Annotated in this window: 18 protein-coding genes and 1 tRNA gene; 7 read left to right on the forward strand and 12 right to left on the reverse strand. The window is 67.2% G+C overall.

Annotated features, from left to right (window positions below; genetic code table 11):
- Window position 1: 1 nt before the first annotated feature.
- The 3 genes from modA to RZN05_RS10055 are packed head-to-tail and all read right to left on the reverse strand — an operon-like array spanning window position 2 to window position 4,346.
- Window positions 2-757, reverse strand: coding sequence for a molybdate ABC transporter substrate-binding protein (modA, locus tag RZN05_RS10045; RefSeq protein ID WP_317226478.1), 756 nt, complete (start codon window positions 755-757; stop codon window positions 2-4).
- A gap of 38 nt (window positions 758-795) precedes the next feature.
- Window positions 796-1,833 carry a glycosyltransferase family 2 protein gene (locus tag RZN05_RS10050; protein WP_317226479.1) on the reverse strand — a complete coding sequence of 346 codons (1,038 nt, stop codon included), beginning with the start codon at window positions 1,831-1,833 and terminating at the stop codon, window positions 796-798.
- A 2-nt stretch (window positions 1,834-1,835) separates the two neighbouring features.
- Complete coding sequence (locus tag RZN05_RS10055; RefSeq protein WP_317226480.1) at window positions 1,836-4,346, reverse strand: DegT/DnrJ/EryC1/StrS family aminotransferase; 2,511 nt, start codon at window positions 4,344-4,346, stop codon at window positions 1,836-1,838.
- A 118-nt stretch (window positions 4,347-4,464) separates the two neighbouring features.
- Between RZN05_RS10055 and RZN05_RS10060 the strand changes: the two genes are divergently transcribed.
- Both RZN05_RS10060 and RZN05_RS10065 read left to right on the forward strand, forming a co-directional pair.
- Window positions 4,465-5,001, forward strand: coding sequence for a hypothetical protein (locus tag RZN05_RS10060; RefSeq protein ID WP_317226481.1), 537 nt, complete (start codon window positions 4,465-4,467; stop codon window positions 4,999-5,001).
- Window positions 5,001-5,534 carry a pseudouridine synthase gene (locus RZN05_RS10065; RefSeq protein WP_317226482.1) on the forward strand — a complete coding sequence of 178 codons (534 nt, stop codon included), beginning with the start codon at window positions 5,001-5,003 and terminating at the stop codon, window positions 5,532-5,534. Before RZN05_RS10060 ends, RZN05_RS10065 begins: the two co-directional genes overlap by 1 nt.
- Window positions 5,535-5,860: 326 nt before the next feature.
- Here the strand turns inward: RZN05_RS10065 and lepA are convergent, their stop codons facing one another.
- Window positions 5,861-7,654, reverse strand: a complete 1,794-nt coding sequence (lepA, locus tag RZN05_RS10070) for a translation elongation factor 4 (protein ID WP_317226483.1) — start codon at window positions 7,652-7,654, stop codon at window positions 5,861-5,863.
- Between the two features lie 105 nt (window positions 7,655-7,759).
- Here lepA and RZN05_RS10075 point away from each other — a divergent pair, with 105 nt between their 5' ends.
- Window positions 7,760-8,053 carry a hypothetical protein gene (locus RZN05_RS10075; RefSeq protein ID WP_317226484.1) on the forward strand — a complete coding sequence of 98 codons (294 nt, stop codon included), beginning with the start codon at window positions 7,760-7,762 and terminating at the stop codon, window positions 8,051-8,053.
- On the forward strand, window positions 8,050-9,582 hold the full coding sequence (locus tag RZN05_RS10080; RefSeq protein WP_317226485.1) for a methyl-accepting chemotaxis protein: 1,533 nt from the start codon (window positions 8,050-8,052) through the stop codon (window positions 9,580-9,582). The genes RZN05_RS10075 and RZN05_RS10080 overlap by 4 nt, the downstream gene beginning before the upstream one ends.
- Before the next feature lie 10 nt (window positions 9,583-9,592).
- Here RZN05_RS10080 and RZN05_RS10085 read toward each other — a convergent pair whose 3' ends face one another.
- On the reverse strand, window positions 9,593-10,114 hold the full coding sequence (locus tag RZN05_RS10085; protein WP_317226486.1) for an ATP-binding protein: 522 nt from the start codon (window positions 10,112-10,114) through the stop codon (window positions 9,593-9,595).
- Window positions 10,111-10,665, reverse strand: a complete 555-nt coding sequence (gene pnuC / locus RZN05_RS10090) for a nicotinamide riboside transporter PnuC (protein WP_317226487.1) — start codon at window positions 10,663-10,665, stop codon at window positions 10,111-10,113. Before pnuC ends, RZN05_RS10085 begins: the two co-directional genes overlap by 4 nt.
- A gap of 92 nt (window positions 10,666-10,757) precedes the next feature.
- Between pnuC and RZN05_RS10095 the strand changes: the two genes are divergently transcribed.
- The gene (locus RZN05_RS10095) at window positions 10,758-12,059 is read left to right on the forward strand and encodes an FAD-dependent oxidoreductase (RefSeq protein WP_317227600.1); all 1,302 of its coding nucleotides are present in this window, start codon (window positions 10,758-10,760) and stop codon (window positions 12,057-12,059) included.
- A 60-nt stretch (window positions 12,060-12,119) separates the two neighbouring features.
- Here the strand turns inward: RZN05_RS10095 and RZN05_RS10100 are convergent.
- The 6 genes from RZN05_RS10100 to RZN05_RS10125 form a co-directional block, all read right to left on the reverse strand.
- Window positions 12,120-12,196 (reverse strand) — tRNA-Pro (locus tag RZN05_RS10100).
- 167 nt (window positions 12,197-12,363) lie between these two features.
- Window positions 12,364-14,871 (reverse strand): FtsX-like permease family protein, encoded by a 2,508-nt coding sequence (locus tag RZN05_RS10105; RefSeq protein WP_317226488.1) that lies wholly within the window; start codon window positions 14,869-14,871, stop codon window positions 12,364-12,366.
- Between the two features lie 10 nt (window positions 14,872-14,881).
- Window positions 14,882-17,362, reverse strand: coding sequence for an FtsX-like permease family protein (locus tag RZN05_RS10110; protein ID WP_317226489.1), 2,481 nt, complete (start codon window positions 17,360-17,362; stop codon window positions 14,882-14,884).
- Window positions 17,363-17,490: 128 nt separating this feature from the next.
- The gene (locus tag RZN05_RS10115) at window positions 17,491-18,171 is read right to left on the reverse strand and encodes an ABC transporter ATP-binding protein (protein WP_317226490.1); all 681 of its coding nucleotides are present in this window, start codon (window positions 18,169-18,171) and stop codon (window positions 17,491-17,493) included.
- A gap of 16 nt (window positions 18,172-18,187) precedes the next feature.
- The gene (locus tag RZN05_RS10120; RefSeq protein WP_317226491.1) at window positions 18,188-19,474 is read right to left on the reverse strand and encodes an efflux RND transporter periplasmic adaptor subunit; all 1,287 of its coding nucleotides are present in this window, start codon (window positions 19,472-19,474) and stop codon (window positions 18,188-18,190) included.
- Between the two features lie 73 nt (window positions 19,475-19,547).
- Window positions 19,548-19,751, reverse strand: a complete 204-nt coding sequence (locus RZN05_RS10125) for a hypothetical protein (RefSeq protein WP_317226492.1) — start codon at window positions 19,749-19,751, stop codon at window positions 19,548-19,550.
- A 296-nt stretch (window positions 19,752-20,047) separates the two neighbouring features.
- Here RZN05_RS10125 and RZN05_RS10130 point away from each other — a divergent pair, with 296 nt between their 5' ends.
- Window positions 20,048-21,442, forward strand: a complete 1,395-nt coding sequence (locus RZN05_RS10130) for a sigma-54-dependent transcriptional regulator (protein ID WP_317226493.1) — start codon at window positions 20,048-20,050, stop codon at window positions 21,440-21,442.
- Window positions 21,432-22,751, forward strand: coding sequence for a sensor histidine kinase (locus tag RZN05_RS10135; RefSeq protein ID WP_317226494.1), 1,320 nt, complete (start codon window positions 21,432-21,434; stop codon window positions 22,749-22,751). The genes RZN05_RS10130 and RZN05_RS10135 overlap by 11 nt, the downstream gene beginning before the upstream one ends.
- Window positions 22,752-22,832: the final 81 nt, after the last annotated feature.

Genomic DNA, 22,832 nt, shown 5'->3' on the forward strand with positions numbered 1-22,832 from the left:
CTCACAGCGCCGTGAACCCGAATCGCGCGAAGATCGCCTTGCCGGCGCGCGACAGCAGGAAGCGCCGGAAGCCCTCGGCATCGGGGCTGGTCGATCCCTTCAATCGCGCGATCGGATAGCGGATCGGCGGATGGCTCGCGGCCGGGAATTGCCGGAAGGCGCGCACCTTGGCCGAGGCCTGCGCATCGGTCATGTAGACCACGCCCCAGTCGGCCGCCCCGCGCTCGACCAGCGCAAGCGCCGCGCGGACGCTGTCGCCGCGCACCACCCGTGGCGACACGGCGTTCCAGATGCCGAGCTTCTCCAGCGCCGCCTTGCCGTATTTGCCGGCGGGCACCGCGTCGGGATCGGCCATCGCGATCCGGCCGCCGGCGAGGACGCGGCGCAACGGCACGCTCGCCGGGATGCGCGGCGCGTCCGCCGGCTGGATCACCACCAGCCGATTGCCGAGCAGGTTGGCGCGCGTGCCCGGCACGATCAGTCCGCGGCGCTCGACATCGTCCATCCACGGCTCGTCGGCCGAGACGAACAGGTCCGCCGCCGCCCCCGCCGCGACCTGCCGCGCCAGCGCCGAGGAGGCGGCAAACGAGATCACCGGCCGGGCATGCCCGAGCCGAGCCCAGGCGTCCGCCGCCGCACTCATCGATTCCTGCAGGCTCGCCGCGGCCAGCACCAAAGGCGCGCGCTGCGCCGCCAGCGCACGCGGCGCTGCCAGCATGGTTCCAAGCGCGATGAGCAAATGCCGCCGATCGATCATCGCTCCGCTATGACGCAGGCCCGGCATTGAGGGCAAGCTCAGCCCTGCCGCGTCAGCCCACGCTTCACGGCGCGCACGCCGCCGATCACCTGGCTGGCGATCAGGTCGGACGCGCGGTCGAGCGGCAGCCGCTGGCCGCGCAGCGCGCGGTGGAGCAGCAGCGTTCCCGAACGCACGCTCGCCCGGCAGACGCGCCACCACAGCTGCGAGATCTCGCGCTCGATCGCGGCAAGATCCTCGCCCGGGTTCGCCGCGCGGAATCCCTCGAACAACGCGCCGATCCCAGCGAACAGCCGGTTGAGCGTCTCGATGTCGTCCACCGGCTCGCGCGCCATCGCATGGCGGACCAGCAGCCCGGCGATGTCCGGCGCGGCATCGCCCAGCAGCGCGCGGTGCCGCTCGCGCAGCAGCGCCTCGGCATGCGCGCGCATCGTGCCGTTGAACACCTTCGAGGCGCCGCCGGCATGGCAGCGATAGAGCATCAGCACCTCGTCGATCTGCGCGATCCGCCCGTGCGGCCGCAGCCGCTGGTACAGGTCGAAATCCTCGACATAGCGCATCTCGGGCCGCTCGAACGGTTCGAGCCGCCGTGCGGCATCGGCGCGGAACATCACCGAGGACCAGGCGATCGGGTTCTGCACCAGCATCAGCCAGTCGATCAGTATGGGGGGCAGCGGGCGCGGCCAGTTGCCGGGCAGCCGCCTGCCATCGACCAGGAAATCGGTGGCGCTGCTCACCAGCGCCACTTCGGGATGCGCGTCGAGATACGCGACCTGCCGCGCAAACCGCGTCGGCAGGCTGATATCGTCCTGGTCGAGCCCGGCGACATAGCGCCCGCGCGCCGCGGCGAAAGCGATGTTGCGCGCCACCACCGGCCCGCCATTGGTCTCGGCGCGGATCACCCGGATGCGCGGATCGCCCAGCGCTTCGAGCACCGCGACACTGCCGTCCTTCGAGCAATCGTCGACTGCGATCAGCTCCCAGTGCGTCAGCGTCTGCGCGCGCAGGCTCGCCAGCGTCTCGGGCAGCAGCGCCGCGCCGTTATAAACCGCCATGATCACCGATATGGTGGGCATGCTCATGCGACTGCCTGCGCTTGCCGGTCGAGCAACTGGTCGACGATCATATGGCCGATATCGTTCTGCCACAGCCACAGGCCATTGGCCTTGCCGCTGAAGCTCGCCTCGCCGCCCAATTTGCCATCGGGCACATGCCCCGAGGCGAGCCCGATGCCGAACACGCCCGGGACCGGCCGCCCCTCGACATCGATCACCCGGCATTGCTGGTCGACCAGCCGCGGCCGCCCCGGCGCGTCGGCCGCGAGCGCGATCCGGCTGCCATCCATGTCGAACAGCGGAAGCGCGCGGGGGCGGTATCCGAGCGCGCCGATCACGACGTCCGCCGCCTCGATCTCGGCGCGGACCTCGGCCTCGGCAACCTCGCCGATCCGCCGAAGCGCCATGCGCGGATCAGGCGCCCGTCCGCCCACGCCGAGCATCCGCAGCACCAGCTCGCGCGCCTCGAGCCGGAAGCCCGCGAGCCGATAGACGAACCCGCTCACCGGGCAGATGTCCTGCGCGCCGAAATCGTCGAACCCGTCGGCGCGCGCCGCCTCGACGGAAGGGTAGAAAGGCCGCAACGGCCGGCGATGATAGAGCGCCAGCGCCCCCGCCCCCAGCGGCAGCGCCGGCGCCGCCTTGAGGATCAGCGCCGCCGCCGCCATCGCGCTGGTCGATCCGCCGACGATCGCGATCCGCGGTGCACGGCTGCCCGCAATCCGCTCCCGCAGCGCGTCGAGCCCGCCGATGCGAAGGAAGGCGTCGCCGGTCATCAATCGCTCACCCGCCAGCGCGCCCAGCGTCACGCCCGCGACCCGCTCGGCCTCGACATGTGCGCGCGCCTGATAGCCGCCGGTGGCGATCACCAGCTTGGCCGCGCGCATCACGCGGACCTCACCGGTCACCCGGTTGCGCACCCGCACCGCCCAGTCGCCCTCGGCCGTACGGTGCGCCTCGACTACGTCGCTGCGCGTCGCCACCGTCCCGCCTTGCCCCGCGACGATCCCCGCCAGCTCGGCGCCGGTCGCTTCGAGGAAGGGCGTGGTCCGCGCCAGCGGCACGCCGAGCTTGCCGGCGTGCATCGCGATTTCCTGCCCCGAGGAGTGGGTTTCAAGCGCGGCGATACCGTGGTCCGCATTGCCCTTCACCGCGGTGAGGAAGGTCTCGGCCGTGCTGTCCGACGTGATCGCATAGGTGCCTAGCTCGCCGCGCCCGAGCACCGCGTCGCGCTCGACGACGGCGAGGCCACCCCGCGCGAGCGTGACCAGCGCGTCGCTCTTGCTCGCCGCGGTGAGCAGCGCGGTCCCCGCCGGGCCGCCGCCGACGATCAGCGCCGAATGGACGTGCCGCCCGCGCCGCTCGGCGCTCGGCAGTCCCTTGCGCCCCGAGGCGGCGCAGGCATCGATCAGCGCCGCGCACACCCGCTCGACATCGCTCGCGGTCATCCCGTCGGTCACCGGCAGCGACAGAACGCGTGCTCCGATATCATCGCACACCGGCATCGGCTCGCTCACGCCATGCGCGCGGAACCAGGGCTGCTCGCCCAGATGCGGGCTGAAATAATTCGCCGCGCCGATCCCCTGCTCGGCGAGCGTCTCGATGATCGCACGGCGATGCCCGGCAAAGGCGCGCGGCAGCAGCAGCGACTGGAACTGCAGTGCCGGCCGCGATCCGCGCAGTTCCTGGAACTCGAAGCCGTTATCGGCCGCGAAGCTGCCCAGCGCCTTGCGATAGACCGCATCGAGCGCCATCCGGTGCGCCGCGACTCCCTCGATCTCGTCGAGCCGCGCCCGCGCCACCAGCCCGAGCACTTCGGGCAGCTTGGCGTTGAACCCCGGCCCCTCGGCCGATCGACCGCCGGCGAAGCCGAAATTGCTCATCCGCCGCAGCGCCGCGATCAGTTCGGCGTCGCCCGAATGGACCAGGCCACCTTCGGCGGTCGCGAACACCTTGGTCGCGTGCATCGAATAGACCATTGCAAACGGCGCCCCGGCGCCGAACTGGCGCCCCTCGGCATCGAGCGCGCCGAGCGACGCGGCGGCGTCGATCACCACGCCCAGGCCACGCTCGGCATAGCCCCGGTAGCGCGCCAGATCGATCCCGGCGCCGAATGTCGCATAGGGGACGACGGCGGCGATACGGTCGCCATATTTGTCGAACGCCTGCGCCTCGGCCTCAGCGCTCGCCGCCCAATCCTCGGGATCCACGTCGCACAGCAGCGGCGTCAGCCCCGCCCATTCGGCGGCATGCGCGGTCGCGGCGAAGGTGAAGCCCGGGATCAACGCGAAATTGCCCTTGCCTGCGCGTGGACCCGCGGCGTGGCGGATCGCCATCATCAGCCCGAGCGTCGCGTTGCCGACGGCGAGGCAGTCGCCCTTGCCCTCGAAAAGCTGCGCGGTCGCCGCCGCCTCGAACCCGCGCACCACCGGTCCGCCGTTCGAATAGACGCCGCGCGCCTCGATCTCGGCCAGTTGCGTGCCCATCAGGCTCAGCTTCGGCGGTCGCGGCGCGATCAGCGGCAGCCGGTCCATAGACTCTCTCCAACTCGTGTCGGCGGCACCTTAACCAAGCCGAACCTTCCATTTCGTAAAGCTATCGAGACCACCCTTCACATGGACGCGCGCCCGCGCACCGGCTAGCGCGGGCACCATGATCCTCGGCCCACCTGAACAGATCGATTCGGCCACGCGCGCCTTTTGCGCGACCATCTCGCCCGAAACCCCGCTTTACGTGCCGGTGCGGCCCGCGGCGGCCTCCAAGCCGGCCTATTGCTTCGACAATTCGGTCAAATATGCCACGGCGAACGGCGGCGAGGCGGTCTATGGCTGGGCGGTCTGGCGCTGGCCGGGCCGCTGGTTCGAGGCCGAGCATCACGCGGTGTGGCGCAGCCCCGGCGGCGATCTGCTCGACGTGACGCCGCAGGCCGGCGATCCCGTCCGCGTGCTGTTCCTGCCCGATCCCAGCGCGCCCTACGATCCCTCCACCTTCCGCCCCAACATCATGGCGCCCGACGGGCACGAGGATCTGGTCCGCGAATATATCGCGCTGGTCGCACAGCGCGGCGCGATCACGCGAACCTATTGGGAGCCGGGAATGGACGTGCTCCCGCTGTTCTCGGCTGAGGACCAGGCCCGGATTGCCCCCCTCGACGCGCGCATGGCCGAGATCCGCACCGCGATCGCCTGATGGCGCTGCTCCGCTTCAACAAGCCCTATGGCGTGCTCTGCCAGTTCACCGATGAAGGCTCGGGGCGCGCGACGCTGGCGGACTATATCGATATGCCCGGCGTCTATCCGGCCGGCCGGCTCGATCTCGACAGCGAAGGGCTGTTGCTGCTCACCGACGACGGCCGGCTCCAGGCGCGGATCGCCGATCCCAAGTTCAAGATGGCCAAGACCTATCTTGTCCAGGTCGAGGGCGAGGTCGCCGAGGATGCGCTCGCGTCGCTGCGCCAGGGCGTCCGGCTCAAGGACGGCCTGACCCGCCCCGCCGAAGCCGAGCGGATCGATCCGCCCGCGCTGTGGCCGCGCGATCCGCCGGTGCGCTATCGGAAAACCGTCCCCGATTGCTGGCTGCGCCTGACGATCCGCGAAGGCCGCAACCGCCAGGTCCGCCGGATGACCGCCGCAATCGGCCACCCCACCCTCCGCCTCGTCCGCTGGCGCATCGGCGACTGGTCGCTCGACGACGTGCCGCCGGGGGAATGGCGGGCGGAGTAGCACTTCTTCCCTCTCCCCTTGAGGGGAGAGGGTTGCGCAGACTTAGTCTTTGCGCAGCAAAGGCTTAGTCGGAGCTGGGTGAGGGGTGAGCGATTGCGCAGCAATCGCGCGGCGCTTTGCGCCGCTCTACCCCTCTCCAAGCTACGCCTTTCAAGAGGATGAAAGGGTGGCAATGTAGGATTTCCCATGCCAGCCTTGTCCCGGCTCTTTGAACCGTAGAAATTCGCCCGCGCTCAACGCAACAATCGTACGCCCGCGCGCAACGAACGAAAACGATAAATGCGCAAAGTGCGAATTTAAGCCGCGCAAATCCTACACGACTCGGGTTATTCCTCGCCCATCCGCAGCGCCGCGATGAAGGCTTCCTGCGGAATCTGCACCGAGCCATACTCGCGCATCTTCGCCTTGCCCTTTTTCTGCTTCTCGAGCAGCTTGCGCTTGCGGGTGGCGTCGCCACCATAGCATTTCGCGGTGACGTCCTTGCGCATCGCGCTGATCGTCTCTCGCGCGATCACCTTGCCGCCGATCGCCGCCTGGATCGGGATCTTGAACAAGTGGCGTGGGATCAGTTCCTTGAGCCGTTCGACCATGCCGCGTCCGCGGACTTCGGCGGTGGCGCGGTGGACGATCATGCTCAGCGCATCCACCGGCTCCTCGTTGACCAGGATGCCCATCTTCACCAGATCGCCCGCGCGGTGGCCGATCTGTTCGTAGTCGAAGCTGGCATAGCCCTTCGAAAGCGACTTGAGCCGGTCGTAAAAGTCGAACACCACTTCGTTGAGCGGCAGCTCATAGGTCACCTGCGCGCGGCCACCGACATAGGTCAGGTTCTTCTGGATACCGCGCCGGTCCTGGCACAGCTTGAGGATCGAGCCGAGATATTCGTCGGGCACATAGATCACTGCCTGGATCCACGGCTCCTCGATCTCCTCGATCTTGGTGGGATCGGGCATGTCGGCCGGGTTGTGCAGCTCGATCTCGCCATTGCCGTGCGTGAGCTTGATCTTGTAGACCACCGAAGGCGCAGTGGTGATCAGGTCGAGATCATATTCGCGCATCAGCCGCTCCTGGATGATCTCCAGGTGGAGCAGCCCGAGGAACCCGCAGCGGAAGCCGAAGCCGAGTGCCGCGCTGGTCTCCATTTCGAAGCTGAAGCTGGCGTCGTTGAGCCGCAGCTTGGAGATGCTCTCGCGCAGTTTCTCGAAGTCGGCGGCATCGACCGGGAAGAGGCCGCAGAACACCACCGGCTGGACTTCCTTGAAGCCCTCGAGCGCCTGCGCGGTCGGGCGCTTGGCATCGGTCAGCGTGTCGCCGACGCGCGCCTGCGCGACTTCCTTGATCTGCGCGGTGATGAAGCCGATCTCGCCGGGGCCGAGGTCGGGAAGCTGCTCGATCTTGGGCCGGAACGCGCCGACGCGATCGATCAGGTGCGTGGTTCCTGCGGCCATGAACTTGATCTGCTGGCCCTTGCGGATCATCCCATCGATCACCCGGACGAGGATCACCACGCCGAGATATGGATCGTACCAGCTGTCGACGAGCATCGCCTTGAGCGGTGCGTCGGGGTCGCCCTTGGGCGCCGGGATACGCTCGACGATCGCATCGAGGATCTCGTCGATGCCGATCCCCGACTTGGCCGAGGCGAGCACGGCGTTCGACGCATCGAGCCCGATGACCTCCTCGATCTCGTTGCGCACCTTCTCGGGCTCGGCCGAGGGAAGATCGATTTTGTTGATCACCGGGATGATCTCGTGATCGTGCTCGATCGACTGGTACACGTTGGCCAGCGTCTGCGCCTCGACGCCCTGCGCCGCATCGACCACGAGCAGCGCGCCTTCGCACGCGGCGAGGCTGCGGCTCACCTCATAGGCGAAGTCGACATGCCCGGGCGTGTCCATCAGGTTGAGGACATGGCCCTTCCAGTCGAGGCGCACGGTCTGCGCCTTGATCGTGATCCCGCGCTCCTTCTCGATGTCCATATTGTCGAGCACCTGGCTCGACATCTCGCGCTCGGTGAGTCCGCCGGTGCGCTGGATCAATCGGTCGGCCAAGGTCGACTTGCCGTGGTCGATGTGCGCGATGATCGAGAAGTTGCGGATCTTGGATAGTTCGGTGGCCATGATCGCGCGGCGTTAGCAGGGGCGGCGCGCGATGCGAAGGGGGTGCGAATACCCTGAGGAAGCACTTAACGCGATCTTCACGCTGCAGCCGACAAGACGACTGCAATGTCTCGTGCGATTCCCGCGTTTTCCCTCCACCTATCCTGCGCCGTCGCGGCGCTGGCCGCCGTTGCGCTGGCGCCGCCCGCACAGGGCAGGATGTTGCTGGTGCCGCTGGCCGGGCAGGACGCCGATTCGGTGGCGGTCTGGGCGACGCAGGCAGGCGCACGCATCGTCGGGCGCGGCCCCCTCGGTTCGCTCGCAGTCGATGGCCTCCGCGGCGATCTTCTCGGCCCGGCGCTACGCAACGCCACGCTGGTCGTCGCAGCCCCGCCCGCCGCGTGCGGGGGCCGGCGATGACTCAAGAAGCGATCTTCGCCCGGTTCCGTGCCGGCGGCGCGCGCACGCTGCTCGCGCTGCTATGGCTCAACTGGCTGACGCTGGCGCCGGTCGCATTATTGCTCGGCAGCGAAAATCTGGTCGCGACGCTGATCGCCGGATTCGCGGTGCTCGTCCTCCCGACCATCAACTTCCGTCGCGGCAGCCACGATGCCGCTGCGCGCTGCGCGCTGGGAATCGCCGCTTCCGTCTTCCCGGCATTGTTCGTCGCGCTCGCGGCAGGCCGTCCGTGGCAGATGGACCTGCACATGTATTTCTTCGTCAGCATGTCGATGCTGCTGCTGCTGTGCGACTGGCGGCCGATCGTCGCCTTTGCCGCGCTTACCGCGCTGCATCACCTCGCTTTCTCGTGGCTGCTGCCCGAATGGGTGTTCCCCGGCTCGGGTTCGCTCGGCCGCGTGGCGCTCCACGGCGGCTTGGTCGTCGGCGAGGCGGCGATCCTGATCTTCACCACCGATCGCATCCGTCGCCTGATCGTGCGCAGCCAGCGCGCCCGCGAGGCCGCCGACACCGCCCGCCGCGAAGCCGACGCGCTGCAGGAGGAAGCCCAGAACGCGTTGCAGGAACTGCGCGCGGCGCAGGCACTCAGCCAGCAGCGGCTGGTCGAGCGCCAGGCGGCCGAACGCGCGCTCGCCGACTCGCTCGACGGACGCCGCGCCGCGATCTCGGCGGATATCGAGGACCGCGTCCGAGCCCTGGCGGCCGAACTGCGCGCCGCCGCCGCGACGCTCGCGGGGCAGGAAAATGCGCTCGACGGCATCGCCCGCCGGCTGTCGGACGAATATGCCCATCTCCGCATCGCTAGCGACAAATCACTGTCCCACGCGTCGCTCGTCTCGGCCGGGGCGTCGCAGCTCAGCCAGGCGGCCCACGCCGCCGGCGACAATGCCGAGCGCGCCAACGCGCTGGTCAACGAGACCAGCGAGACCGTCGAGGCGCTCGAACCGCAGATGATCGAGCTCACCCGCCAGATCGACGGGGCGCGCAGCATCCTGGATCTCGTCTCGGAGATCGCGGCGCAGAGCAACCTGCTTGCGCTCAATGCGACGATCGAAGCGGCGCGCAGCGGCGAGGCCGGGCGCGGCTTCGGCGTGGTGGCACAGGAGATGAAGCAGATGGCCAAGCGGACCAGCGCCGCGACCAGCCAGATCGCCGAAAAGCTCGACCTGATCGGCGTCGCGGCCCGCAGCTTCGGCGACATCGTCTCGGGCACCACATCGCGGATGGGCGCAGCCAGCGGCTCGGCCCGCGCGGTCTCGGCCGCAGTCGACGAGCAGCGCCGCGCCATCCATGCGATCTCGCAAGCGATAGACGCCGTGATGGAGGACGTGTCCGACACCGACGCGCGCAGCCGCATCATCGGCGACGCAGTCGACCAGAACCGCGACCTCGCCGCGCACGCCTCGCAGCTCGGCCGCCTGCTCGACGACCGCGCCAGGGCACTCGGCGAGAATATGGAGCGGCTGCTCGCCGACCTGCGCGCGGCCTAGAATTCCCGCATCAGGCCTCGCGGGCCGCCTCGATCGCGGCCACCGCCGCCGAGAACCGCGCCTCGCCCTGCCCCGAGATCAGCGACCAGCGCACGCCCCGGCGCTCGAGCTCGGCCTTGGACAAGTCGAAGAAGCGCTGACGTAGCTGCGGGGTGCCGAAGATGCGCGTGCCGTCGGCAATCCAGGGCAAGTCGATGTCGAACAGCAGGTAGAAATCGGCGGTCCCTTGCCACGCGTCGAACCACGGATCGCGCTTGCCGAACAGCATGTCGGCCCACACCGCGGTCATCAGCGGATCGGTGTCGAGGATCAGCGGATCGGCGCCCTGATCTAGCATCATCTGCGTGCCGGCGTCGTGGGTCTGCGCGATCTCGACCAGGTCGCGCATTGTGAACATGATGCCGTGGTTCTCGGCAAAGTCGCGGCCATATTCGTCGAGCACCTCACCGCCGAAATGGTCGGCGAGGCGCTTGGCGATCGTCGTCTTGCCCACGCTTTCGGGGCCATGCAGGCAGATGGTACGCGGATTCATGCTTTGACTTTGTTCCAGTGGATCAGGCCCCAGACCGACAGGGCAAGGAAGACGAGATAGAGCGCGGCGGTGAGCCAGAGCCCCTTTAGGGCGAACAGCGGCACCGCCGCCAGATCGACCGCGATCCACAGCACCCAGCTCTCCCAGCGGCGACGCGACTGGAGGATCTGCGCGGCGACGCTCATCACGGCGATGCTGCCGTCCCACCAGGGATAATGCGCGTCGGTATAGCGGTGCATCAGTGCGCCCCAGCCGGCCGCGACGATCGCGCAGCCCGCCAGCCAGGCGATGCGGGCGTTGCCGCTCAGCTGTTCGACGCGAACCTCGCCCATCTCGGCGCGCGAGCGATGCCAGTTCCACCAGCCATAGAGGTTCACGACGAGGAAAAAGAGCTGGAGCAGCGCGTCGCTGTAGAGCTTCTCGCGAAAGAATATCCACGCATAGAGTGAGACCATCGCCAGCGCGAACGGGTAGTTCCACATGCTCCGCCGGACCACCAGCGTCACGTTGATCAGCCCGAACAGGGTGGCGGCGGCTTCGATCGGGCTCACCGGCGACGCGTAGCAGCAACATTGCGCAACGGTCGAGTGGGTTGCCCTGCGGAATTGTCGCGCTAACCTGTCCCAAAATGCGAGAGGACAATATGCGTCACATCGCGGTGATCGGCTCCGGGCCGGCCGGCTATTACACTGCCGAGGCATGCCAGAAGATCTTCGGAGACGAGGTGCGGGTCGATATCATCGACCGGTTACCGGTTCCCTTCGGGCTGATCCGCACCGGCGTCGCCCCCGATCACCAGTCGATCAAGGGCGTCTCGCGCCGCTACGAAGCGACCGCGCTGACCGACAATGTCCGCTTCGTCGGCCATGTCACGATCGGCAAGGACGTTTCGATCGACGAGTTGCGCGACCTCTACGACGCCGTCGTCCTCGCCACCGGCGCACCGCACGACCGCCCGCTCGACCTGCCCGGCGCGACGCTGCCCGGCGTGGTCGGATCGGCAGCATTCGTCGGCTGGTATAACGGCCATCCCGACTATGCCGGGCTCGCGCCGCCGCTCGATGGCCCCGGAGCCGTGGTGATCGGCCACGGCAACGTCGCGCTCGACGTGGCGCGTGTCCTCGCCAAGACCGGAGACGAATTCGCCGGCTCCGACATCGTCAGCCATGCGCTGGCGGCACTCGAAGCGGCGCATCTCGACACCATCACCCTGCTCGGCCGACGCGGCCCGCACCAGATCGCGATGACTCCCAAGGAGCTCGGCGAGCTGGCCGATCTCGCGCGCGGACGGCCCGTGGTCGATCCAAGCGACCTGCCGCCGCCCGAAGACGACACTGCGCTCGATCCCGGCCAGCGCAAGTCGGTCAACCATTTGCGCAAATTTGCGGCGATGGAGGACGGTGGCAATCCGATCCGCATCATCTTCGATTTCTTCGCGATGCCCGTGGCGATCGAAGGCGATGGCAAGGTCGAGCGCGTCGTGGTCGAGCGCACCCGGCTCGACGCTACCGGCCACGCCAGCGGCACGGGCGAGCGCTACGCGATCCCTGCCAGCCTGGTGGTGAGCTGCATCGGCTATCGCACCCCGCCGATCGAGGGCGTGCCCTATGACGAGAATTCGGGCCGCTTCGCCAATGAGGACGGCCGGGTGTTGCCAGGGCTCTATGCCGTCGGCTGGGCGCGGCGCGGGCCGACGGGGACGATCGGCACCAACCGGCCGGACGGGTTCGCAATCGCCGAGAAGATCGCCGCGGACCTGGGCGAAGGCTCGGGCAAGGCGGGGCGTCCCGCGCTCGATGCGCTGCTCGCCGAGCGGGGCGTGGACGTCGTCACTTTCCGCGACTGGCAGAAGATCGACACCGCCGAGATCGCCGCCGCGCGCGATGGATCGCCGCGCGAGAAATTCACTCGGGTCGAGGCGATGCTCGACGCCACCAAGCGCTGAACCGTCGGGGAAAGTCGTCGACCTTGCCGGATGGACTTCGGCGCTGGGACGATGCTGCAATGGTCGGGGCGATAGGATTCGAACCTACGACCCCTGGACCCCGAGACCAGTGCGCTACCAGACTGCGCCACGCCCCGACACATTGCAGGGGGAGGCGCCTACTGCGTGGACGCACCGCTATCAAGCCAAAAAATCGCGAAGATGCCGCTTTATTCTCGGGGAAAAGGACTTGGGTTGCTGATGAAGCGAAGCGGGCGAGAGGTTGCCCCCTCGCCCGCCCGGTCCCCATCCTGAACTGACGCGCCTACTCGTAGCGCAGGGCATGGACCGGATTGGTGCGCGCAACGCGGAAGGCATGCGCGGAGATCGTGGCGATCGCTATCACCAGCGCCAGCCCACCGGCGAGCAGGAACGGCGTCGGCCCAAGGGCGATGCGCGCATCATATTGGTTGAGCCAGTCGCGCATCGCCCACCAGGCGACTGGCCAGGCGATCAGGTTGGCAATGACCACAGGCCGCGTGAACTGCCAGACCAGCAGCCGCACGATATCCCAGGTCCGCGCGCCCAGCACCTTGCGGATGCCGATCTCGCGGGTGCGGCGCTCGGCCGTGAATGCGGCGAGCCCGAACAGTCCCAGGCAGCCGATCACCACCGCGAGCAGCGCGAACACGCCGAAGATCTGCGCGCGGGCGTCGATCCGCTTGTACGTCCGCGCCATGATCGCGTCGGCCTCCTCGGCATCGAACGGCAGCTCGGATCCGAACTTGCGCCACACACCTTCGAGTGCCGTCATCGTCGTAGCGGGATTTCCCTTGTAGCGGACCTCCATCCAAAAGACGCTGTTCGTGTCGTGGAGGAACATGATCGGCTCGATTGGGGTGCGCACGGTGCGGAAGCGCGAATCCGCGACGACGCCGATGATCGTCAGCGTCATTGCCCCTCCATATTCGTCCTTGATTCCGAACTGGAAGGTCTTGCCGATTGCCTCCTGCGGGCTGGCGAAGCCCAGGCGCTTCACGCCGGCTTCGTTGATGACGACATTGCCGCCACGTACGGCAAGCGCGCGCTCGGCCGCCGGATCCTCCGGCACGGGGGTGGTCATGTCGTCGGCGGGCCGATTGCGGTCGTACACGCGCCCCGCGACGGTGCGGATACCCATCGTCGGGAAATAGCCCGCATCGATGCCATAGATGCCGATGCTGATCGGCTCCTCATGACCCGGCACGATGACGGTGGTATTGGACGTATTGCCGGTGTTGACGCCGATGCCGGTGCGACCGACACTCTGGACTCCGGGCAATGCCTGGACCTCGCGGATCAGCGCGTCCTCGCGGCCGCGCAACGGCTTCGAACCGACCCCATAGAGCTGGATCAGCCCCTCCCGATTATAGCCGGGATCGAGCGAGCGAGCGTACATCGACTGGGCGAAGACGACCGCGGTGCACGCCATCAGCCCGATCGACACTGCGAACTGGACCACGACCAGCCCGCTGCGCAGGCGGCCCGATCCTTCGGCCTCCGACGCGGACTTGTTGGCCTTGAGCACCTGCGAGGGTTGGAAGCGCGACAGATAGAAGGCCGGATACGCACCGCCTGCCGCGCCGACCAGCGCGACCAGCAGAATCACCGGCAGCAGCACGCCGTCGGCCCCGAAATACCGGATTCGCAGATCGGCATCGAGGAAAGTGGCGAACCAGGGCAGCACGAGCTCCGCCACGGCGAGCGCGACGACCATCGACAGCGCTGCGAGCAGGATCGATTCAGCGAGGAACTGGCCGATCAGTTGCCCGCGCGTGGCGCCCAGCACCTTCCGAAGCGCCACCTCGCGGGCGCGCTGGCTCGCGCGCGCGGTCGCCAGATTGGTGAAGTTCATGCACGCCATTACCAGGATCAGCACCGCGATCACTGCGAAGGTGGTTATCGAACTCGCTTCGTTCCCCGCGGTCATCGCCGATCCCTGGGCGTGGCCGAGATGGACGTCGCGGACATTGACCAGGGCATAGTCGCGATCGTCGCCAATGTTCGAGCGGCGGCCATTGTCGACTTCGTAGGGAATGTTGGCCTTCTCCCAGGCCAACATCTGCCGGTTGAGGTCGGCGACGTCGACGCCGGGCCGCAGCTTCACATAGACCCAGCCGCCGGTCCAACCCCATTCCGTGAGGAAGCGCGGGTTTCCTCCCTGTTCGTAGAGGCTGGGGAAGTCGGCGCGTAGCAGCAGGTTGAACGCCATGTGCGAGTTCTTGGGAATGTCCTTGAAGATCCCGGTGATGCGATAGTCGGCCTTGACCCCCATCGTTTCGATCGTCAGCGGCTTACCCACGATGTCGGTGGTGCCGAACAGCCGCACCGCCTCGCTCTCGCTCAGCACCGCGCTGCCCGGTCGCACCAGCGCCTGGTGGTTGCCACGCGCCATCGGCAGCGGGACGGTATCGAAGAACGGGCTGTCGACCAGCCGCGCATCGTCTGGCGATACCGCACGGCCGTCCTTGATGACCGTGATCGAGGTTCCACCGCCGAAATAGGTGGCGGACTCGATCTGCGGGAAATGCTTCAGGATCGCCGCCTTGGTGGCATAAGGGACCCCCTGGTTGTCGAAGCGATCCGCCGAGAACTTGCTCTTATAGTAGCTCTGGAACTGGAAGACCCGGTCGTTGGCGGGCAGCCAATCGTCATAGCTGCGCTCGTACCGGACATAGAGCAGGATCAACAGGCACGCGGCCAGGCCGATCGCGAGCCCGAAGATGTTGATGAAGGCATAGACCTTGTTCTTGGCCAGGGCCCGCAGGCCGACGGTCAGGTAATTGCGCCACATATGCAGGGTCCTACTCGTAGCGGAGCGCGTGGATGGGATTGGTACGGGCGACGCGCAGCGACTGGCCGGCGACGGTGACGATCGCGATGGCGAGCGCAAGCAGCCCGGCGAGCACGAAAGGCCCCGGCGTCAGCGCGATGCGGATGTCGAAGGTGTTGAGCCATTCGCGCATCGCCCACCAGGCAATTGGCCAGGCGATCAGGTTCGCCAGCACCACCGGCTTGCTGAACTGCCAGACGAGCAACCGGACGATGTCACGCACCTTGGCGCCCAGCACTTTGCGGATTCCGATCTCCTTGGTCCGCCGCTCGGTCGCGAACGAGGCGAGGCTGTAGAGCCCGAGGCACGCGATCAGCACCGCGAGCGCCGAGAAGCCCGCGAACAGCGCGCCGCGCGCGCGGTCGGCGTCATAGAGCTCGCGGACGATATCGTCGGCGAAGCGCGCCTCGAACGGAATCTCGGGCTCGAACCTGCGCCAGACCTTGTTGAGCGCCGCCATCACTTCGCCGGGACGGGCGTTGGCGTAGCGAACCAGCACGATACTGGTCTGCGGAGGATCATAGGCGTAGACGGTGGGTTCGATCGCGTCCCGCGCGGTGCGGAAGCGGCTGTTGTCGACCACCCCGACGATCGTCGCGGGGACCAGAAAGTCGCCTGCGATGGCGATCCGCACATTCTGGCCTACTGCCGCCTGTGGCGCGCGATAGCCGAAGGCAGTAGCCGCAGCCCGATTGAGCACCACGTTTACGCTGCGCCCCGGGACGATATTCCCCTCCGGACCTCGCGCACGATCGGCGGCGAAGCGCTCGCCGAGCAGACGACCGGCAAGCGGCGTTATGCCCAATGTCGAAAGCAAGTCCGCATCGATCGCATACAGCCCCATCGAGACATAGTTGCCATAGGAAGGGACGCCCGGCCCCTGCATCAGCCGGATCGACTTGAGTGGCGACCCCAACGCCAGACCGGAGCGACCAACGCCGGTTACCCCCGGTATCTTGAGCAGTTCGGTGCGCGCCGCCTCATATTCGCTGCCTTGCGTAAAGCGCCACGCATTGGCGATCTGCACCAGACCGTCTCGCCGATAGCCGGCATCGACTGTCTCGACATACCGGGTCTGCGCATAGATCACCCAAGTCGAGACGATCAGCCCGATCGCGATGGCGAACTGGAACAGCACCAGCGCGGTGCGGAACCGCCCATTACCCGGCGTCTCGATCGAGGACTTATTGGCGCGCAGCACCTCGGCAGGCTGGAAGCGACTGAGATAGAATGCGGGATAGAGCCCGCCCAGCGATCCAGTCGCCGCGAACAGGGCCAGCGCGGGCCAGAACATCCCGTCCGCCCCCAGATAGGCGATTCGCAGATCCGCGCCGATCCAGCCCGAGAGCCACGGGGTCGCCAGTTCGACGATCGTCAGCGCCAGCAGCATCGCGATCAGCGCCATGACTACGCTCTCGCCGAGGAACTGCACGATCAATTGCACGCGCGACGCCCCGAGCACTTTCCGCAGCGCTACTTCGCGGGCACGCTGAGTAGCGCGCGCAGTCGCTAGGTTGACGAAGTTCATCACTGCCATGCCCAGCGTCAGCAGCGCGACGATCGCGAAAGTGGCAAGCGCACGCGGATCGCCGCCGGGGACCAGCGCACCTTCCTGGATCGTCCCGAGATGGACGTCGCCGAGCGACGTAAGCCGGAAATCGAAGAGATCGGACATCGTCGCATTCTTGCCGTCGATCATCTCGTCCGGGATCGCGCGCTTCTCCCAGGCGGGAAGCCCGGCGTTGATCGACGCGGCGCCGGCGGCGCCCCCCGCAGCGTTTTGGCGAAGCTTGACGTAATGCTGCTGGTTCAGATTTCCCCAGCCCCGATAGAGTATCTGGGCAGGATCCTCACGGAAGAGGAGGCTGAGCTTGAGGCTGGTGTTGCGCGGCAGATCACGCAGCACACCGCTTACCCGATAGTCACGCTTGCCGGAGCCCGCACCCAGGCTCAGCAGCTTGCCCAGCGCGTCGGCGGTTCCGAACTGACGCATCGCCTCGCTCTGCGTGAGTACAATCGAATTGGTGTCGCGCAACGCGGTTGCGGCCGATCCTTGCACGAACGGCAAGGCAAAGACCTGGAAGAAGGCCGGGTCGACGGTGGTGGAATCGATGAATATCGGCTGGCCGGCCTGTTCGGTGACGGTCTTCCCCGGCGAAACCGATGTGATCGTCTCGACCTGCGGGAATGCGTCGCCCAGCATCGCGCGCAGCGGATACGGGCTGGTCTGGGTGTAGACGAGCGGCTGGCCGGGTGGATGGATCGTCGACTGGACCTGGTAGATCCGCTCGCTCTCCGGCAGCCAGGCGTCATAGCTGCGCTCATAGCGCACATAGTTGAGGATCAGCAGGCAGCCGGCGAGGCCGAGCGCAAGCCCGCCGATGTTGATCGCGGCATAGACGCGATTGCGAGCCAACAGCCGCAACGCGATCTTCAGATAGTGATGCCACATGTCCGATCCCCTTCTTTCCCTCTCCGCTTCCGGAAGAGGGTCGGGGAGAGGGGCGTATCCGCGAGGGATTCGCTTGGGATGACCTCCCCCCTCCCCTGCCCTCCCTCCCGAAGGAGAGAGGGAGTGCGTCACGCCGCCCGACGCCGCTCCTGCAGAATTCGCCCATCGAGCATGCTCACGATCCGCCCGGCATAATCGGCATGCGCGGCCGAGTGCGTCACCATCACAATCGTCGAACCCTCGCCGTTCAGGGTCTGGAGCATCCGCATCACTTCCTCGCCGTGATGCGTGTCGAGATTGCCAGTCGGCTCGTCGGCAAGGATCAGCTTGGGGTTAGCGACCAGCGCGCGGGCGACTGCGACACGCTGCTGCTGTCCACCCGAGAGCTGGCTGGGGCGATGCCTGGCACGGTGGGCGATGCCGACCTTGTCCATCACCTCATCGACACGGCGCTTGCGCTCCGAGGCCGATATATTGTGATAGAGCAGCGCCAGCTCGACATTGTCGCGGACGCTTAGTTCGTCGACTAGGTTGAAGCTCTGGAAGATGAAGCCGATGCTCTCCTTCCGCACGTCGGCGAGCTTGCTCTCGGAGAGCCCGGCGACTTCCTTGCCGTTGAACACGTACGAGCCGCTCGACGGGCTATCGAGCATCCCGATCATGTTGAGCAGCGTCGACTTGCCGCAGCCCGAAGGGCCCATGATCGCGACGAACTCGCCCTCGGCGATTTCGAGGTCGATCGCGTCGAGCGCGGTCGTCTGGACCGAGTCGGTGCGGTAGACCTTGGATAGTTCGCGCATGTTCAGCATCGGATTCCCTCTCAGGCTATTGGGTCAGGTCCAGGCGCGTCTTGTCGGCGTACCCCGTATAGGGCGAGGTCAGCACCTTCTCTCCGGGCTCAAGCCCTTCAAGAACCTCGATAAATTCGGCATTTCGGCGACCCAGGCGGACCTGGCGCTTGACCGCGCTGCCGCCATTCGGGGTCACCACGAAGATCCAGCTGCCGCCGGTCTCGTTGTAGAAGGCGCCGTTGGGGACAAGCAGTGCAGGCGCAGGATCGCCGAGCGTCAGGCGCGCCTGCATCGTCTGGCCGCGCTGGATATTGGCCGGTTCCGCCCCGATAAACTGCAAATCGACCTGGAATTGGCCGTTTTGGACCTGCGGATAGATTTTCGTGACGCGTGCCGCATAGCGCTTGCCGCCGAAATCTAGGCTGGCGCGCTGCTGGAGCTGGACGCGGCCAAGATAGAATTCGTCGACTCCGGCGATCAGCTTGTTGCGCCCGGGACTGTCGATCTGCCCCACCCGCTCGCCGCGCTGGAGCGACTGGCCGACCTGCACCGAGAACCCCGACAATTGCCCCGCCACCGGCGCGCGGAGCTGGAGCGCGTCGAGATTGGCCCGGGCGATGCCGAGCCCAGACTGCATCGATTGCGCCGCCGCCTGCTGCTGGGTGAGTTGGCTGGACTGGAGCCGCGCGTCGGTCGCCTGGCTGCGCTTGAGCGCCGCGTAATTGCGCTGGCGATATTCGTAGTCTGCGGCGGTATCGTCGAACTGCTTGGCCGTGACGAAGCCGCGCGCGGCAAGCGGCTTCTCGCGCTCATATTGGCGGCGTGCCTTGTCGAGCGCCAGCCCGGCCTCGAGCACCGCGCGCTCGTTGGTGAGCCGGGTCTGCGCCAGCGCCAGCTCCTGACTGCGCATATTGTTGATCTGCTGCTCGACTTCGGTCTGGCGCGCGAGCGTCGAGAGCTGAAGCTCGGCATTGGAAAGCAGCGCGATCGGCTGCCCTTGTGCGACGGTCGCCCCGTCCTCGACGAGCATCTTCTCCACCCGCCCGCCCTCGACCGCGTCGATATAGACGGTGAGCAGCGGCGTAACGCGCGCGCGCAACGGAATGAAATCGTCGAACGTGCCGCGGGTGACGCTCGATACCGTGACATGGTCGGCGCCGACGGTCTGGCTGGATCCCGAGGGCGCGAACCACCAGAACAGCAGCGCCGTGATCAGCACCGCGCCCCCCGCAAGCGCGGCCTTGACCTTGATCGAGAGCCTGCGCGTCTCGACGATCTGGTCCATCCCGCTTCCGCTGACCGGACGATCCGATTTCTGCATGCGAACGACACCCATGCTCATGGCTTAGCAACCCCCATGCCAGTCGCGGATCCCAGCGCCGCGCCGAGACTGGTCACAGCAGCGCCCCCGTACAAGCGTTCGAATTCGGACATTTCTGTCCGAAATCGAACGCGACATGGATCGATGCGGCGCCGAGCTGGAGCAGTGCGTGGCCGCTATGGCCGCGAACGGCGATGTCGAGCGCAGCACGCGGCTTGCCCGAAAATGCCAGTGCGGCGCAGGCGAGCACGCAGAGCAGGATCGCGTTTCTCGCCAATTTTCCGCGTCCGTTGCCAAACACCTGCGTGATCCCCGCTTCGAGTTACCGGTGCTTTCTTCAGCAGGAGTTGTGCCAAGTGCGCTGCAAGCACCCCTCCCGGAAAGGGAGGGACTGGGGGTGGGTGCGAGCCGAAGGCCAGCTTTTTCCAAGACTTAAGCCGCAGGCGGGCATCGAGCCACGCCTGCGGCTGAACCCACCCCTCGATCCCCTCCCTTGCAGGGAGGGGAGGAGAAGCTGATTGGCACGCAAATTGATTGTCCGGAAGCGCACAGCCGCTGTACGGGAGTGAACGGATGGGGAGCGGGCCCGAATTCGATTATTGCGTCGTGATCGACGACGACGACGACATCCTGATGGCGTCGCGGCTATTGCTGCGCCGGCTGTTCGCCGAAGTCGCCACTGCGCGCAGCCCCGACGAGGCATTTCCGCTGATCGAGACGCGCACACCCGACGTGGTGCTGCTCGACGCCAATTTCGCGCGCGGGGCGACCGATGCTGCCGAGGGGCTCGCCTGGCTCGAGAAGTTGCTCGGCGTGGATCCCGAGATGGTGGTGGTAATGATCACCGCGCATGCCGGGGTGCAGGTCGCGGTGGCGGCGATGAAGCGCGGCGCGACCGATTTCGTCTCCAAGCCGTGGTCGAACGACAAATTGCTCGCCACCGTCCGCACCGCGGCGGCACTGCGCCGATCGCGCAAGGCGGCAGTCGCAGGCGGCGCAGCCCCCGTCCCAGCCTCGCCGGTGGTCGCGGGATCGGCGCTGCTCGGCAAGTCGCCGGCGATGGCGCGCGTCCATTCGCTGATCGCCCGCGCCGCGCCGACCGATGCCAATGTGCTGGTGCTTGGCGAGAACGGCACCGGCAAGGAACTCGCCGCGCGCGAATTGCACCGACAGTCGCTGCGCGCGAACGAGGTGATGCTCACCGTCGATCTGGGCGCGGTATCCGAGGATCTGATCGATTCCGAGTTGTTCGGCCATGTGAAGGGCGCCTTCACCGATGCACGCGCCGACCGCGTCGGCCGCATCCAGGCCGCCGATGGGGGTACGCTGTTCCTCGACGAGATCGGCAATCTGCCGCTGCGGCTCCAGCCCAAATTGCTCACCGTGCTCGAACAGCGCCAGGTCACCCCGGTCGGCGCCAATCGGCCGGTGCCCGTCGATATCCGCGTGATCGCCGCGACCAACCTGCCGCTGGAAAAACTCCACGACGAGCGGCATTTCCGTCAGGATCTGCTGTTCCGGCTCAACACCGTCGAGATCGACTTGCCGCCTTTACGCGAGCGGCTGGAGGACGTGCCCGAACTGATCGAGCATTATCTAGGCCATTATGCCCGCCGCTATGGCCGTGCTGTGCCCCAGATCGGCGCCGCGGCGCGCGCGACCCTGCTCTCCCACGACTGGCCGGGCAATGTCCGAGCGCTGCGCCACGCGCTGGAGCGGGCCGTAATCCTGGCGCGCGACGTGCCGCTCGAGCCCGAGGACTTCGCCCTGGTCGCGAGCCCCGCGCGGATCGCACCCGCCGCGGTGGTCCCGCCGCGCCCCGTCGATGACCTCAACCTCGATCGCGTCGAGCGCCGGCTGGTCGAGGAAGCGCTGCGGAAGCACGGCTACAATATCTCGCTCGCCGCCAATGCACTCGGACTGTCGCGCGCCGCGCTCTATCGCCGCATGGAGAAGCATGGGCTTTGACCAGCGCTTCACGATCGGGCTGCTCGCCTGGATCGCCGCGCTGATGGCCGCGCTGGTGGCGTGCATCGCCGCATTCGCGACTCCCGGGCTCGGCGCCGCGCGCATCGTCGCGCTGGCGACCGCTGCCGCGATCTTCGCCGGTCTGTGGCACCACATCACCCGCACCAACCGGACCGTCGCGCGCTTCGTCGAGGCGCTCAAGTTCGGCGACACCGCGCTCCAGTTCGATGCGCAAGGCGGCGCGGGCTTCCAGGCGCTCGGCGCGTCGCTCAACGAAGCGCTCGACCGGTTGCGCGGCGAGCAGCGGCGTATCGCCGGCGAGCTGCGCTATCTCGACGCGCTGGTCGACGATATGCCGGTAGCGGTACTGACCGTAGATGCCACAGGCCATGTCACCCGCGCCAACAAGGCGGCGCGCCGGCTCTTTGCCGGCGAACATGGGGGGCTGCCCGAGGAGTATGCGATCTACAGCGCTACGTTCGCACGACGCCTTGCGAACGGTTCGCAAAACGAAGAGATATTGATCCTCAATATCAATGGACGGTCGCAGCGAATGCTGGTGCGCGGAGCAACGCTCGAACGGCTAGGCCAGCGCACGCATGCAGTCAGCGTCCAGCCGATCCAGGGAGCGCTCGACGCCGTCGAGATGGCGGCGCAGACCGACCTCGTCCGGGTGCTGACGCACGAGATCCTCAATTCGCTGACCCCGGTGACGTCGCTCGCGGCGACCGCGGCGGACCTGCTCGGCGATCGCGACCTTTCTTCCGATCCGCGCGTCGGCGATGCGCGCACCGCGGTCGAGACGCTGGCGCGGCGAGCCCGCGGGCTGAGCCATTTCATCGAGGCGTATCGCGCCGTGGCGCAGACCCCGGAGATCAAGCGCCAGCGCTTCGCCGCGCGCCCCTGGGCCGACGAGCTCGCCCGAATCTTTTCCGCCAAGGCGCCGGACGTGCCGTTGTCGGTCGAAGTTGCGCCCGAGGCGCTTGCACTGGAAGCCGATCCCGATCTGCTCGCGCAGGTGGTCATCAACCTGATGCAGAACGCCGCGCAGGCAATGCAGGATGCCGAGGCGCCACGGCTGGTGCTACGGCTGTCGGGCGGCGCCACGACGGTGATCGAAGTCGAAGACAATGGCCCCGGGGTGCCCGAAAGCCTGCGCCAAGACGTGTTCCTGCCCTTCTTCACCACCCGCGCGGCGGGAACCGGCGTGGGGCTAAACCTCGCCCGCCAGATCGTCATCGCGCATGGCGGTGCGATCGACGTGCGCGATGCGCCGGGCGGCGGGGCGCTGTTTCGGATCGTGCTTTAAACTCCACTCCCTGAAAGGGAGGGGCTGGGGGTGGGTGCGCGCGTCTGCGCGCCCAAAAGACTCCATCGCCCAGCACAAAGC

The sequence above is a fragment of the Sphingomonas sp. HF-S4 genome, from assembly GCF_032911445.1.
In the GTDB taxonomy this organism is placed as follows: domain Bacteria; phylum Pseudomonadota; class Alphaproteobacteria; order Sphingomonadales; family Sphingomonadaceae; genus Sphingomonas; species Sphingomonas agrestis.

What these genes read in the sequence shown, in the direction of transcription:
- modA (WP_317226478.1), bottom strand. Translation starts at nt 757, where the DNA reads ATGATCGATCGGCGGCATTTGCTCATCGCGCTTGGAACCATGCTGGCA.
- RZN05_RS10050 (WP_317226479.1), bottom strand. Translation starts at nt 1,833, where the DNA reads ATGCCCACCATATCGGTGATCATGGCGGTTTATAACGGCGCGGCGCTG.
- RZN05_RS10055 (WP_317226480.1), bottom strand. Translation starts at nt 4,346, where the DNA reads ATGGACCGGCTGCCGCTGATCGCGCCGCGACCGCCGAAGCTGAGCCTG.
- RZN05_RS10060 (WP_317226481.1), top strand. Translation starts at nt 4,465, where the DNA reads ATGATCCTCGGCCCACCTGAACAGATCGATTCGGCCACGCGCGCCTTT.
- RZN05_RS10065 (WP_317226482.1), top strand. Translation starts at nt 5,001, where the DNA reads ATGGCGCTGCTCCGCTTCAACAAGCCCTATGGCGTGCTCTGCCAGTTC.
- lepA (WP_317226483.1), bottom strand. Translation starts at nt 7,654, where the DNA reads ATGGCCACCGAACTATCCAAGATCCGCAACTTCTCGATCATCGCGCAC.
- RZN05_RS10075 (WP_317226484.1), top strand. Translation starts at nt 7,760, where the DNA reads ATGTCTCGTGCGATTCCCGCGTTTTCCCTCCACCTATCCTGCGCCGTC.
- RZN05_RS10080 (WP_317226485.1), top strand. Translation starts at nt 8,050, where the DNA reads ATGACTCAAGAAGCGATCTTCGCCCGGTTCCGTGCCGGCGGCGCGCGC.
- RZN05_RS10085 (WP_317226486.1), bottom strand. Translation starts at nt 10,114, where the DNA reads ATGAATCCGCGTACCATCTGCCTGCATGGCCCCGAAAGCGTGGGCAAG.
- RZN05_RS10095 (WP_317227600.1), top strand. Translation starts at nt 10,758, where the DNA reads ATGCGTCACATCGCGGTGATCGGCTCCGGGCCGGCCGGCTATTACACT.
- RZN05_RS10105 (WP_317226488.1), bottom strand. Translation starts at nt 14,871, where the DNA reads ATGTGGCGCAATTACCTGACCGTCGGCCTGCGGGCCCTGGCCAAGAAC.
- RZN05_RS10110 (WP_317226489.1), bottom strand. Translation starts at nt 17,362, where the DNA reads ATGTGGCATCACTATCTGAAGATCGCGTTGCGGCTGTTGGCTCGCAAT.
- RZN05_RS10115 (WP_317226490.1), bottom strand. Translation starts at nt 18,171, where the DNA reads ATGCTGAACATGCGCGAACTATCCAAGGTCTACCGCACCGACTCGGTC.
- RZN05_RS10120 (WP_317226491.1), bottom strand. Translation starts at nt 19,474, where the DNA reads ATGCAGAAATCGGATCGTCCGGTCAGCGGAAGCGGGATGGACCAGATC.
- RZN05_RS10130 (WP_317226493.1), top strand. Translation starts at nt 20,048, where the DNA reads ATGGGGAGCGGGCCCGAATTCGATTATTGCGTCGTGATCGACGACGAC.
- RZN05_RS10135 (WP_317226494.1), top strand. Translation starts at nt 21,432, where the DNA reads ATGGGCTTTGACCAGCGCTTCACGATCGGGCTGCTCGCCTGGATCGCC.